This is a genomic window from Sphingomonas pokkalii (assembly GCF_003096275.1).
GTDB classification, from domain to species: Bacteria; Pseudomonadota; Alphaproteobacteria; order Sphingomonadales; family Sphingomonadaceae; genus Sphingomonas; species Sphingomonas pokkalii.
The window spans coordinates 3,402,286-3,416,117 of the sequence record NZ_QENQ01000001.1 but is presented as its reverse complement, the minus strand read 5'-3'; the positions used below and the strand labels follow the sequence as shown (position 1 = coordinate 3,416,117).

General features: G+C 66.8%; 11 protein-coding genes. 10 read left to right on the top strand and 1 reads right to left on the bottom strand.

Going from position 1 to position 13,832, the window contains the following annotated elements:
• Positions 1-39: 39 nt before the first annotated feature.
• The 4 genes from DD559_RS15685 to DD559_RS15670 all read left to right on the top strand — a co-directional run bounded on the left by DD559_RS15685 (position 40) and on the right by DD559_RS15670 (position 6,204).
• Complete coding sequence (locus DD559_RS15685; RefSeq protein WP_116470954.1) at positions 40-1,698, top strand: arylsulfatase; 1,659 nt, start codon at positions 40-42, stop codon at positions 1,696-1,698.
• Positions 1,695-2,639 (top strand): formylglycine-generating enzyme family protein, encoded by a 945-nt coding sequence (locus DD559_RS15680; RefSeq protein ID WP_116470010.1) that lies wholly within the window; start codon positions 1,695-1,697, stop codon positions 2,637-2,639. The genes DD559_RS15685 and DD559_RS15680 overlap by 4 nt, the downstream gene beginning before the upstream one ends.
• Positions 2,640-2,771: 132 nt before the next feature.
• Positions 2,772-4,997 (top strand): TonB-dependent receptor, encoded by a 2,226-nt coding sequence (locus DD559_RS15675; RefSeq protein WP_240610296.1) that lies wholly within the window; start codon positions 2,772-2,774, stop codon positions 4,995-4,997.
• The gene (locus tag DD559_RS15670; RefSeq protein WP_116470009.1) at positions 4,978-6,204 is read left to right on the top strand and encodes an MFS transporter; all 1,227 of its coding nucleotides are present in this window, start codon (positions 4,978-4,980) and stop codon (positions 6,202-6,204) included. The genes DD559_RS15675 and DD559_RS15670 overlap by 20 nt, the downstream gene beginning before the upstream one ends.
• On the opposite strand, the gene DD559_RS15665 is transcribed toward DD559_RS15670, so the two are convergent.
• Positions 6,186-7,289, bottom strand: a complete 1,104-nt coding sequence (locus tag DD559_RS15665; protein ID WP_206364519.1) for a Gfo/Idh/MocA family protein — start codon at positions 7,287-7,289, stop codon at positions 6,186-6,188. The genes DD559_RS15670 and DD559_RS15665 overlap by 19 nt on opposite strands.
• A 24-nt stretch (positions 7,290-7,313) precedes the next feature.
• Between DD559_RS15665 and DD559_RS15660 the strand changes: the two genes are divergently transcribed.
• The 6 genes from DD559_RS15660 to DD559_RS15635 all read left to right on the top strand — a co-directional run bounded on the left by DD559_RS15660 (position 7,314) and on the right by DD559_RS15635 (position 13,690).
• Complete coding sequence (locus DD559_RS15660; protein WP_116470008.1) at positions 7,314-8,444, top strand: LLM class flavin-dependent oxidoreductase; 1,131 nt, start codon at positions 7,314-7,316, stop codon at positions 8,442-8,444.
• Positions 8,445-8,638: 194 nt separating this feature from the next.
• Positions 8,639-8,962, top strand: a complete 324-nt coding sequence (locus tag DD559_RS15655; protein ID WP_165831120.1) for a hypothetical protein — start codon at positions 8,639-8,641, stop codon at positions 8,960-8,962.
• Between the two features lie 35 nt (positions 8,963-8,997).
• Complete coding sequence (locus tag DD559_RS15650; protein WP_133243839.1) at positions 8,998-9,222, top strand: hypothetical protein; 225 nt, start codon at positions 8,998-9,000, stop codon at positions 9,220-9,222.
• 30 nt (positions 9,223-9,252) lie between these two features.
• Positions 9,253-9,684: a hypothetical protein gene (locus tag DD559_RS15645; protein ID WP_116470005.1), complete on the top strand. Its 432-nt coding sequence runs from the start codon at positions 9,253-9,255 to the stop codon at positions 9,682-9,684.
• Between the two features lie 35 nt (positions 9,685-9,719).
• Complete coding sequence (locus tag DD559_RS15640; RefSeq protein ID WP_240610295.1) at positions 9,720-11,168, top strand: amidohydrolase family protein; 1,449 nt, start codon at positions 9,720-9,722, stop codon at positions 11,166-11,168.
• Between the two features lie 56 nt (positions 11,169-11,224).
• Complete coding sequence (locus tag DD559_RS15635) at positions 11,225-13,690, top strand: TonB-dependent receptor plug domain-containing protein (protein WP_116470004.1); 2,466 nt, start codon at positions 11,225-11,227, stop codon at positions 13,688-13,690.
• The last annotated feature ends 142 nt before the right edge of the window (positions 13,691-13,832 follow it).

The window sequence follows — 13,832 nt, the reverse complement described above, 5'->3', positions numbered from 1 at the left end:
AACACGGGTGCGGCCCGGCTTTTCCGGATGCTTCCGCCGATGCGCCTTCGCCTCGCCGCCCTGCTGCTGCTGCTGCTGCTCCCCTCGCCCGCCGTGGTCGCGCAGAACCAGCCCCATCCCGCGCCGCCGCCCAAGCGACCGAACATCCTGATCATCGTCGCCGACGATCTCGGCTATTCGGACCTCGGCGCGTTCGGCGGCGAGATCCACACCCCCAATCTCGACGCGCTTGCCGAACACGGCCTGCGCCTCACCGGCTTCCATGCCGCGCCCACCTGCTCGCCGACGCGATCGATGCTGCTGTCGGGCACCGACAATCATCTCGCCGGCCTCGGCAACATGGCCGAGCTGCTCGCGCCCAACCAGATCGGCAAGCCCGGCTATCAGGGCTATCTGCCCGACGATGTGGTGACGCTGGCCGAGCGCTTGCGCGATCTCGGCTATGCGACGGCGATGTCGGGCAAATGGCATCTCGGCACGCGCCCGCAGGACGATCCGACGAAACACGGCTTCGACCAGGCCTTCACGCTGCTTCAAGGCGGCGCCAACCACTTCGGCGTCGACGCGAGCGCGACCCTGCTGCCCGGCCAGGCGACCTATCGCGAAAACGGCGTCACGTTGCCGAGCCTGCCCAAGGACTTCTACTCGTCCGACGCCTATGCCGCGAAGCTGATCGGCTTCCTCGGCAAGACGGATCCCGCCAAGCCCTTCTTCGCCTATCTCACCTTCACCGCCCCGCACTGGCCGCTCCAGGCACCGGCGGAGGACATCGCCAAATATCGCGGCCGCTACGATGCCGGGTTCGAGGTGCTCCAGGCCGCGCGGCTGAAGCGCCAGCAGGCGCTCGGGCTGGTGCCGGCGGGCGTCAAGCCGCACCCCTTCGTGCTCCCCGACGGGCGCGACTGGGCGCATCTCTCCCCCACCGAGAAGCGCGAACAGGCGCGGCTGATGGAAGTCTATGCGGCGATGGTCGACCGGCTCGACCAGAATGTCGGCAAGGTGATCGCGCACCTCAAGGCGACCGGCCAGTATGACAATACCATCATCCTGTTCCTCGCCGACAATGGTGCAGAGGGGATCGACCTCGCCACCACCAAGCTGCCGACCATGGCGGCACGACTGAAGGCGGCGGACAACCGGCTCGACAATCTCGGCGCGGCGACCTCCTACACCGCCTATGGCCCCGGCTGGGCGCAGGCGGCGACCACGCCCTCCTTCCTCTACAAGGGCTTTACCAGCGAGGGCGGCACGCGCGTGGCCGCGTTCCTTTCCTATCCCGGCTGGAAGCGGCAGGGCGGGATCAGCCATGCCTATGGCACGGTGATGGATGTGGTACCGACGCTGGTCGAGGCCGCCGGCGGCCACTGGCGGGGCAGCAGCTATGGCGGCCGTACGGTGCAGCCGGTGCGCGGGAGCAGCTGGCTTCCCTATCTGCGTGGGCAGTCCAAGGCGGTGCATGGCCCCAAGGAAATCGTCGGCACCGAGCTGTTCGGCCGCCGCGCGATCCGGCAGGGCGACTGGAAGATCGTAGACCTCGGCGACGGCTGGAAGCTCTACAATCTGGCCGAGGATCCCGGCGAGACCCGCGACCGCGCCGCTGACCAGCCCGCCCGGCTGAAGACGTTGGTCGCGGCCTGGGACGCCTATGCCAAGGGCGCGGGCGTGGTGATGCCGTCCACCCCGGCGACCTTCCCGTGAAGCCGATCGCGCTCCTCGCGCTCGCGCCGCTGGCCGGGCTGCCGCTGCTCTGGGCGACCCGCCCGGCAGCGGCACCTACCCCCGCTGGCCCGCCGCGGGTGTGTGCGGGCAGCCATCTCGACCGACCGGTGCGCATCCCCGCCAGCCGCTTCGTAATGGGCAGCCGCCGCTATTATCCCGAGGAAGGGCCGCCCACCGAGACCGAGGTCCCCGCCTTCGACATCGACGCGCACGAGGTGACCAACCGCCAGTTCGCCGCCTTCGTGGCTGCAACCGGCTATCGCACCGAGGCGGAGAAGCCCGGCGGCGGCGCCTTCGTGTTCGTGCCGCCCAAGACCGCGATCGAGGAACCCGATCCGCGCCGCTGGTGGCGCTTCGTGCCCGGCGCGAACTGGCGCCGGCCCGACGGGCCGGGCAGCAGCATCGCCGGCCATGAGGAAGAGCCGGTGGTAGCGGTGAGCTTCGCCGATGCCCAGGCCTATGCCCGCTGGACCGGTCGCGCGCTGCCGAGCGAGGAGCAGTTCGAAGCCGCAGCGCGGGTGGGCATCGCCGATCCCGATGCCGAGCCCAATCCCGATCGGGCCAACACCTGGCAGGGCAGCTTTCCCAACGTCAACGCCAAGCGCGACGGCTATGCCGGCCGCGCGCCCGCCGGCTGCTTCAAGCCCAATGGCGCCGGTGCCTATGACCTGATCGGCAATGTCTGGGAGTGGACCGAGAGCTGGTACCTGCCCAGCCACGCCCCCTTCGCGATCGGCGACGGATCGCCGGGCAACCCAAGCTTCGATCCCCGCCAGCCCGACGCCAGGGCGCGGGTGATCAAGGGCGGATCCTATCTCTGCGCCAGCAACTATTGCGCCCGCTACCGCCCTGCCGCCCGCCACGCCCAGGAGGAAACGCTCGCCGCTTCGCATCTCGGCTTTCGCACCGTCAGCCGATAACCCTCTGCGTGGAAAGGTTTTCGCAAGCCCGCGAAGGCCTGCTTTGCCGTGCCCAAGCAAAAGCTTATTTTCCCATTTCATTGATAGGAATTACGGACCTCCCCGACATAATTGGAGGATCGGATGGGGCGCATGTACGGATGGGTAGCGGCGGGTCTGCTGGCGGGCGTGGCACAACCCGCGCTCGCGCAGGAGGCTGACGCGCCGTCGAAGGATTCGGGCGACATCGTCGTCACCGCGCGCTTTCGTAACGAGAATTTGCAGGACGTGCCGATCGCCGTATCGGTGGTGAACGGCGACGTTGCCGCATCGCGCAACCTCAACACGCTGCAGGACCTGTCGACCGTTATTCCCACGGTCGATTTCCGCAACGGCCAGTCGAACAAGGATCGCACCGTGTTCATCCGCGGCGTCGGCACGATCACCACGTCGCCGGGCGTCGAAAGCTCGGTCTCGACGGTGATCGACGGCGTCGTGCTGGTGCGTCCGGGCCAGGCGACGCTGGACCTGCTCGATCTCGACCATCTCGAAGTGCTGCGCGGGCCCCAGGGCACGCTGTTCGGCAAGAACGCCTCGGCGGGCGTGATCAACCTCGTCACCAAGGCGCCGAGCAAGGTCCAGACCGAGACACTGGAGGCCGGCTATTACGAAGGCGGCGAGGGCCGCATCAAGGCCAGCGTCTCCGGCCCGATCACCAGCACTATCGGCTATGCGCTGAGCGGGCTCTACGCCTCGTACAAGGGCAATGTGTTCAACGCCGGCACCGGCCACAAGGTGAACGGCTATGACCGCTGGGGCCTACGCGGCAAGATCGTCGCCCGGCCCAATGACGATGTGACGATCACCTTCGCCGGCGACTATCTCTACAATCGCGACAACACGCCGCAGGGCGTCTATGTGAGTTCGTCGCGCATCGCATATCCCACCGGCGTGGTGACGCCGAACGCCACGCTGGCCGGGTTGCTCGCGCAGGAAGGCATCACGCCGTCGGCAAACAACAAGCGCGTGAACACCAACTTCGACAGCGAAGTGCGCGACCGCAACTATGGCGGATCGATCACGCTCGATTGGCGGCTGGGCGGCGGCTACACGCTGACCTCGATCACCGCCTATCGCGAATGGAAGAACCACCAGACGCCGGACTGGGACACGCGCGCGATCCTCGCCACCGGCTTCCCGCAGGGCCGCGACGACGGCACGGTCGACTTCGACCAGTTCTCGCAGGAAATCCGCCTCGCCTCGCCGCAGGGCGGGCTGGTCGACTATGTCGTCGGCGCCTATCTGCTCGCCGCCGATACCTATGAGCGCTACCAGCGCAGCGTCACCCAGTTGATCGGCGGCGCGCCGGTGACCAACAACGGCGTCGCCAATTACGGCATCAGCGCCCAGAACCACGCGCTGTTCGGCGAGGCGAACCTGCACGCCACCGACGCGCTGACCTTCATCGCCGGCGGCCGGCTGATCCACGATTCGCTCAGCTATTTCCACCAGCGCGTCTCGGACACCGCGACCGGCGTTTCGGGCATCCGCCCCAGCTTCGCCAGCAGCGGCAAGACCGATCGGGTGGATTACAGCGCGCGGGCCGGCGTGCAGTACAAGCTGGCGTCCAACGCCAATACCTATTTCACCTTCTCGCGCGGCTATAAGGGCCCGGCCTACAACGTCTTCTTCAACATGCAGGCGTTCGACACCCAGCCGCTCGCCCCCGAAACCTCGACCAGCTACGAAATCGGCCTGAAGGGCAGCCTGTTCGGCGGGCGGGTGAGCGGCGGGATCGCGGCATATGTCACCAACTATGACGGCTACCAGGCGAACTTCGCCGATACCTATCTTGGCGCGATCGTTACCCGGCTGATCAATGCCGGCAAGGTGCAGACCAAGGGCATCGAGGCCGATCTGAATGCGCGGCCCACGGACCGGCTGACACTCAACTTCGCGGTCGCGCGCACCGACGCCCGGATCAAGCATTTCAACTGCCCGGCCGCGACCACCTGCACCTCGATCGACAACCAGCCCCTGCCCTTCGCGCCCGACTGGAAGCTGAGCGGCGGTGCGGCATGGAAGCTGCCGATCACCGACGGCCTGGCGATCGAGCTGCAGACCGATGCCAGCTACAAGAGCAGGACCCAGTACGCGATCACCCAGACGCCGGACACCATCCAGCCCGCCTATGGCATCTGGAACGCCAGCATCGCGCTGATCGGCGACGAGCACTGGGAACTGCGCGCGCTGGTGAAGAACATCCTCGACCAGCACTATGCCAACACCCTGGCCTATGGCACCACGGCGGGCGTGGTCCGTTACGTGCCCCGGGACAATGATCGCTATGTCGGCCTGAATGCGCGCATCCGCTACTGACACCACCGCCGGGGCGCAGGGTCGCTGGGCGATCCTGGCCCTCGTGTTCGGCGCGGTGATGCTGAACTATGTCGACCGGCAGATCCTCGCGCTGCTGAAACCCATGCTGCAGGGCGAGTTCCACTGGTCCGACCGCGACTATGCGCACATGGCCTCGGCCTTTCAGTTCGCGGCGGCCCTGGCCTTTCTCGGCACCGGCTGGTTCCTCGATCGGGTGGGGCTACGGCGCGGCTTCGCGCTGGGCGTGGCGCTGTGGAGCCTCGCCGGCATGGCGCATGCCTTCGCCACCACGGTCGCCCAGTTCGTCGCAGCCCGCGCCGTGCTGGGCGCGGCGGAGTCGATCGGCACCCCGGCGGCGGTGAAGTCCGCCGCCACCTTCTTCCCGCCCGCCGAGCGCTCCCGCGCGCTCGGCATCGGCAACACCGCGCCCAATTTCGGTGCGATCCTGACGCCGCTGCTGATCCCGGCGCTTGCGCTGGTGGTCGGCTGGAAGGGCAGTTTCCTGATCGCGGGCGGGCTGGGCCTGGTCTGGGTCGCGGTGTGGCTGCGCTACGTGCCCGCCGCCGCCAGCGTGCGGGGGCCCCGTTCCGAGGTACCCTGGCTCCATCTGCTCCGCAGCCGGCGGACGCTCGCCATCGCCGTTGCCAAGGTGCTGAGCGACCAGGTGTGGTGGTTCCTGCTGTTCTGGACGCCCGACCTGTTCCACCGCCAGTTCGGACTGGAGCAAGGCGCGCTGGGGCTCCCCGTGGCGCTGGCCTACAGCCTCGCAGCGCTGGGCGCGATCAGCGGCGGCTGGGTGCCGGGCTGGCTGCTCGCGCGCGGTTGGCCGCCGGAGAAGGTCCGGCACGCGACGCTGCTCGGCTATGCGTTGCTCGTGCTGCCGATCCCGCTGGTGCTGGTGGCGAGCAACCCCTGGATTGCCGCCCTCCTCCTCGGCCTCGCGCTGTTCGCGCACCAGGGCTTTTCGACCAACGTGTTCGGGCTGGCGACCGATATCATCCCCGCCAATCGCGTCGGATCGGTGATCGGCATCGGCGCCTTTGCCGGCAACCTCGCCGGCATGGCCATTCTCGAGCTGGCCGGCTGGTCGCTCGACCATGGCCATGGCTATGCGCCGATGTTCTGGATCGCGGCCTTCTCGTACCTCGCAGGCGCGCTGCTCGTCCGCTGGATCCTGCCGCGCACCGCCTATGCGGACGCGGACTGACCCAGCAGCTCGGCCATGTCGACCACCCGATGCTCGCGAAGACTGATCTCCGCCGCCATGCCGATGGCGACGGCCTTCAGCCCGTCCTCGGCAGTTACCTCCACCGGCCCCTCGCCCCGCACCGCACGCGCGAAGGCCTGATGCTGGTAGAAGGTCGAGCCATGGTGCGAGCCCGCCGCCAGCGCCGCCGCGTCCACGTCGATGCGCCGCTTCTCGGGCGCCTTGGGATTGCCGAAGCCGGTACGCGGCGAACGGGTGAGCACGCTGCCGGGGATGCTCACGTCGAGCCGGGCGATGTCGCCGGTCGCGACGATCTCCTCCTGCTCCTCCGCCCCGTCGGCGAACATGCACAGGTCGAGCAGCGCGCGGGTGCCGTCGGCGAAATCCACGGTGGTGAAGCTGTTGTCGACGATGTCGGGGGTTTGCCCGTCATAACGCTCGTCGAGATGGTTCACGTCCTGCGCCCCGGAGCAATAGACCCGCACCGGCTCGCTGCGGACGATGAAGCGCATCAGGTCAAAGAAATGGCAGCATTTCTCGACCATCGTGCCGCCGGTATTGCGCGCGAAGCGGTTCCAGTCGCCCACCTTGACCAGGAAGGGAAAGCGGTGCTCGCGCATCGCCAGCATGCGCAACCGGCCGATCTCGCCGCCATGCACGCCCGCGATCAGCGCGGCGACGGGCGGCATGTAGCGATATTCCATCGCCGTCCAGAACACCGCGTCGTGGCGCGCCGCGCGCTCGGCGATCCAGCGGGCATCCTCGATCGTCGTCGCCAGCGGCTTCTCACACAGGATGTGGAGGCCGGCATCGAACAGCGGTTCCACGGTGTCGCGGTGGGTGAAGTTAGGGCTGGCGACGATCACTGCATCGAGCCCGTCATGCTGGGCCAGCGCCTCCGCATCGCGATAGGTCGCCACATCCTGCGCCTTGCCGCCCAGCGCCGCGCGCGCCCAGCCGAGCGAGGTTTCGACCGGATCGGCGATCGCCACCAGCTCCGCGCCGGGCGTGATCGCGAGATTGCGGATATGCTCCACGCCCATCATCCCGCACCCGACCAGACCGTACCGAATTCGCGACGCCATACTCTTCTCCAGAGGCTTTGAACGATGAGCACCCATCCCCACGCAGCCGCATCCGGCAAGCAAGAACAACTTCCCCGCTGCGAAGTGAGCTGGTTTTCCGCCCTGTGCGATGATGACTACGAGTTCCTGGGCCAGCCCGATCCGCGCCTGCTCTCCAGCTGGGAGCATTGCCGCGACATCGTGCTGGCGGCGGAGAGCGCCGGGTTCGACAATATCCTGCTGCCTTCGGGCTATGCGCTGGGGATCGACACCACCGCCTTCGCCGCCGCGATCGCCACGCTGGTCCGCCGCATCCGGCTGCTGATGGCGGTGCGGGTGGGCGAGAGCTGGCCGCCCCAGCTCGCCCGCCAGATCGCGACGATCGACCGCATCCTCGGCGGTCGCCTGGCGGTGAACATCATCTCCTCGGACCTGCCGGGCGAGACGCTGGCCTCCGCGCCCCGCTACCGCCGCACGATCGAGGCGATGCACATCCTGAAGACGCTGCTCAACGGCCAGCCGCTCGATCACCAGGGCGAGTTCTGGCAGCTCAAGGTCGAGCCGCCGCGCATCGCCACCGTCTCGGGCCGCGCGCCGCAGCTCTATTTCGGCGGGCTGTCCGAGGATGCGCGCGAGGCCGCGGCGGAGGGCGCCGACGTCTATCTGATGTGGCCGGACCGGCTGGAGGCGGTCGCCGCCACGCTGGACGACCTGCGCGCCCGCGCCGCCAAGCGCGGCCGGACGCTGCGCTTCGGCTACCGCGTCCATGTCGTGGTCCGCGAGACCGAGGCCGAGGCGCGTATCGCCGCCGACCGGCTGCTCTCGCATCTCGACGCGGCGCAGGGCGAAGCGATCCGCGCCCGCTCGCTCGACGCCCAGTCCGCCGGCGTCCGCCGCCAGGCCGAGCTGCGCGAGGCTTCGGCCGGCGACGGTTATGTCGAAGACAATCTCTGGACCGGCATCGGCCGCGCCCGCTCGGGCTGCGGCGCCGCGATCGTCGGCGATCCGGACCAGGTTCTCGCCAAGCTCAACGCCTATCGCGCGCTGGGGATCGAGGCGTTCATCCTTTCCGGCTACCCGCACGCCGCCGAGGCCGACCTGTTCGCACGGCACGTGCTGCCGAAGCTGGAGCATGGCCCGCTGGTCGAGCGCGATACGACCGCGCATCCCGCATAGCGCGGCATCCCCTTTCGGGGAGACGGCTCAGGATGCTTACGGCCCATGGCTCGCCCACGCTTATCGGTGGACCGAACTTTATGAGATTTTGACGGAAATACATTGACTTCGATCTCGACGTTTAACGCGCCACTTCGTAGCTTTCAGTCGCTGACTATCGGCTTGCCAGCGCCTGTAAGGTGTATGTTCGCGTGGTGTCTGACGTCATCGAGGAGCCCGATCAACGCACCACCATTCTATGGGTGGGTCAGGGCGCCGCGGGGCATTGGCCCGTTCAACAAAATCATGGTCTGATGGAGGGACGCTTCGTCTCGCGTGACGCCGCCATTGCCGATCGGGCAATCGCCGTGCAGTTCGATCTCGGCGCGATGGAGCCGACACTGCGGGAAGAGGCGGCGTTTCCGGCTGGCATCCTGCTCTATGCGGCGGACCTTGCAGACATGGCGCACCTCGCGCCGCTGGCTCGGCGTGCCGCACAGATCGCGCTGGTCGCGCCCGTTCGGGCGTCGGCCAGATGAAGCGGCGATATGATCGCTTGTGGCGGGGAGCCGGCGTGGTCCTGCTGATCGCGGGGGGTGTCTCCGGCGCACTTACCAACATGGTCGACCTGCAGGGGACCGAAATACTGCTTCTGGGCTTTCCGATTGCCATCCTTGGGCTGGTCCTGGCGGTGCAGGGCAAACGCGCGCCGCTTGCGATCCGCGTGGAGTGCAGCCGGCACCGCCATCTGCCCGAAAGGCTGCAGAGGCAGCGCAATGGACGCTCGCCCCAACGCTGATGCCTGCCCACGCACGAACAAGGACCACCAATGTCTTTCAAGATGCTCGATGGCGAGTTGCACGCCGATCGCGTTCCGCTAGCGACAATAGGAAAAGCGGCCGGCACGCACGCCTATGTCTATTCTGCGACGCAACTCCGAGCCAAGGCGCAACAGTTCAAAGCCGCCCTTGCGCCGATCGAGCAGAAGCAATTGATGTTCGCGGTGAAGGCCAATCCGCGTCCCGCTGTCTTGCGGACGCTGGCAGATCTCGGCTTCGGGGCCGACATCGTCTCGGGCGGGATGGCGATCGCTTTGACATCGTGTCGGCGCCCGTACCCGCGAACACAGTTCAGTCACACCGCCTGCCGCGATGGATGGTTGCAGCAGATTGAAATGCCCGACGACGTTCGCGCCCACAAGGCCCCAGGCAAACCCAAGCCTTCAGCTGGCCGAAGGAAAAGTTTCTTTAATCCCTACTGAAATAGAGGTCATTGGGCCGCCTCAGGGTGGCAAGAGTGACGATATTGAAGAGCAGACTGACCAGAGCGCTGCGGCTGCGCAGCCAGCGGCGCTGGGTTCTGGCGACCATTGCTGTGGCGAGTGCGACATTGACAAGCGCGGCGGAGAGTCGTGCTCAGGCGCAGGTCGATGATCGTCGCCATTGGATTAAGACGGCTACCACCGATGATCCAAGACGCATTCCGATCAAGTCCGACGGAACCAACCAACCCGTAACCGTGCTGACGGGCGGGCTCGTCTTCGACGCGAAACTGGCGCGGACGACGCCCGGAACCGTGATCATCGAAGGCAACAAGATCGCGGCGATCTGGCCAGCGGGAAAACGCGATTGGCCCGACCATGCCCGAGTCATCGATATTGCCGGCAAGACGATCCTCCCCGGGCTGATCGACCTGCACGTCCACCTGACCTATCCGGACGGCGACACGCCGATCGACCGTCAGGCCAGCGAAGGCGACGGCGTCCTGCGCGGCGCCAGGAACCTGCGCTGGATGCTGGAGGCCGGGATCACCTCCGTCCGGGACCTCAACGGCGTCGCCGATGCCCCGTACATCCTTGCCGACTGGAGCGCCGCGAACCGCATCCCGGCGCCGCGCGTCTTCACGGCCGGCCATATCATCACCGGCACCGGCGGCCATGCGACGGAGCGTCCGGTCTCCCCCAGCCATGGCCCCGATTATGCCTGGGAGCGCGATGGGGCAGATGCCTGGCGCGGCGCGGTGCGCGAGACGTTCAAGCGCGGCGCCAGCGTCATCAAGGTCGCAAGCCATTTCTCGCCCGACGAGATTGCCGCCGCCGTCGACGAGGCGCACCGCCTGGGGCTGAAGGTCACGTGCGACTGCGAGACGGTCTATACAGCGCTCGCCGTCGATGCCGGTGTCGACATCATCGAACATCCCCTGCCCCGGACCGATGCAACGATCCGCGCCATGGCAACGCACCATACCGCCGCGGTGCCGACCTTGCAGGTCTACCAGAATGTCCTGGACCGCGCCGGCGGCTTCTATGGATCGACATCGCGTCGCTTCACCCTGACGGCGCAGGCCGATTTCGTCGTCTTCCGCAAGATGAAGGCGGCGGGGATCGTGATGGGCGTCGGCACCGACACGATCGGCGACGCCAACCAGCTCGTCCCCAATGTCTATCTGGCCGAGCTGCAATGGTTCATCCGGGGCGGATATTCCGCGGCCGAAGCGCTACGGGCTGCGACGCTGACCAATGCCGAGATCCTCGACATGGACGACAAGCTCGGCAGCATCGCGCCGGGCAAGCTTGCCGACATCCTCATCGTTGATGGTCGCCCCGACCTCGACATCGAAGCATTGCGCAAGGTCGACAAGGTCTTCCGCGACGGCATCCTGCTGGTCGATGGCGGCCAGATCGTCGTTCCGCGCCACCAATCCCGCCCATTGGCCAAAGCGCCGCCCTTCGACGCCGTTCGCTGACAGCCCTGCCCGCTTCTCGCAATTTTTCCCATCACGCTTTCCGGCGGAGACCCCCAATGCATATCGTACCCAGCCTCCTGGCCCTGTCTGTCGCCTTGCTCACACCGGTGGTGGCCCAAGCGCAGCAGGCCGATGCGCCCCCTGCCGAACCAGATGCGAGCGAGGGCAATGCCATCGTCGTGACGGGCTCGCGCGGGCAGCCCCGCACCGTTGCGTCCAGCCCTACCCCGATCGACGTGATCAGCGGAGACGACATCGCACGGCTGGGCGGCGCCCTGCAATTGCGCGACGTGCTGACCCAACTCGTGCCGTCATTCCAGGCGCAGCAGGTCGGCAGTTCGTCATTCGACAGCGTCGCCCGGCCCGCCGGGCTTCGCGGCCTGTCGGGCGTCCATGTGCTGGTGCTGGTGAACGGCAAGCGACGGCACAATTCGGCGCTCATCAACCTCAATTCGGGCAACGTCTCCGCCGGCGGCAACCCGGTCGACCTCGACCAGATTCCGGCCAGCGCGATCGAGCGTATCGAGGTGCTGCGCGACGGTGCCGCCGCGCAATATGGCTCCGATGCCATTGCAGGTGTGATCAACATCATCCTGAAATCCAATGCGCGCGGCGGCACGGCGAACATCGAGGCGGGGCAGCGCTATCGCGACGGCGTCAACGGCAGCGATGGCGAGACGGTCAGTGCGCAGCTGTCGCAGGGCTTTGCGCTGGGCGATCGCGGTTCGCTGGCGCTGGCGATCGACGGGAAATACCAGAACGCGACAGTGCGCAATTCGGACGTCACCGGCAGCTTCTATTTTCCGGTCAGCGGCCAGCCCGATCCGCGCGAGGCGACCGTTAATCGCCGCACCTATCAGGGCGGCCTGCCCCAGCTTCGCCAAATCCAGGGCGCGCTGAATGGCACCTATGACCTCGGCAATGTCGCGGCCTATGCCACGGCGACATTGGGTTATCGGGAGGCCCGCGTCGGCCAGGCGGGGCGCAAGCCGAACTCGACCAGCAATATCCTCGCAATCTATCCGGACGGCTTCACGCCCTATTACACCCTCCAGGAGACCGATGGGCAGTTCACCGGCGGACTCCGCGGCGCGATCGGCGGCTGGAAGCTGGATCTCAGCAGCACCTATGGCCGGGATTATGCGCGCAGCGGGGCGGAAAACTCGCTCAATGCCTCGCTCGGTGCCAGCAGCCCGACCGCGTTCGGCACCTTCAGCGCGGCATTCGACCAGTGGACGAACAATCTCGATCTGACGCGCAGCTACGCTGTTTTCGGAGGCCGCAATCTCCAGGTGTCGGCGGGGGCGGAGTATCGGTACGAAAGCTATGTCACCAAGGCGCTCGATCCGGCAGCATATGTCAATGGCGGCTATGTGTACCCGGCAGGCACGCCGCTCGCACGGCAGCCCGGCGCGGTCGGCGCCCAGGGCGCGATCATCGTCACGCCCGCCGACGCAGCCGACATCGCGCGCAACATCTGGGCTGGCTATGCCGATCTCGCGCTGGACGTCACCGATCGCCTGCTGGTGACCGGCGCGGTGCGATACGAAAGCTATGACGACAGCGCCGGGGAAGTGTGGAGCGGCAAGGTATCGGCACGCTACAAGGTCGCGGACTGGCTCAACCTGCGGGGCGCCTTCTCCAACGGCTTCCGCGCGCCCAGCCTGGCGCAGCAGGCCTATGCCCAGACCTCGACCCAGTTCAACCTGGTGAACGGCGCCTATCAGCTGATCGAATCGAAGATCGTCCGCACCGGATCGCCGGTTGCTGCCGCGCTCGGCGCCACGCCGCTACGGCCCGAAAAGTCCCGCAACTACAGCCTCGGCTTCGCGCTGACGCCGCTTGCGGGCCTGTCGGTGACGGTCGATGCCTATCAGATCGACATCGACGATCGCATCACGCTGACCGGCCTGCTCTCCAGCACGGGCGTCCGTGCCATCCTGCGGGCCAACGGCTTTTCGGGCGATCAATATGTCCGCTTCTTCACCAACGCGATCGACACGCGGACCCGCGGCCTCGACATCGTCGGCGCGTACAATCTGGGGCTGGGAAGCCTGGGCCGTCTGCGCACCACGATCGGCTATAATCACAATGTGACGAACATCCGGAGTATCGCGCCCACGCCGACGCAATTGGCCGGATTGGGCCTGACGCTGTTCGACCGTCAGACGCAGGGCTATTTCACCGTCAGCACACCGAAAGACAAGCTGATCCTCGGCCTGGACTGGAACCTCGACCGCATCGGCATCAACGTGAAGCAGACCCGGTACGGAAAGTGGGCTTCGCTGAACAACACGCCCGGTTTGGACCAGTTTTACGGCGCGAAGTGGATAACCGACGTCGAGATCGGCTATGACATCACTCAAACCGCACGCCTAGCTGTAGGCGCCTATAACATCTTCGACACCTATCCCGACAGGAACACGGTGACGAATACGATCGGCAGTTCGATCTACGGCGCCAACTCTCCTTTCGGTGCCTATGGCGGTTATTACTATGCACGGCTTGCTCTACGCTACTGAGGCGAGCTCGCTTTCGTCGTTGAAGCACTGGGCGCAAGCGGCGTCCGAGCCGCGCTGACGCCGTATCGCGTCGCGTTCAGTGCCGTTCGGTGCTCCGACTGTTGGTGTCGGAGCACCGACATAACAATTACAATGGCGAAGG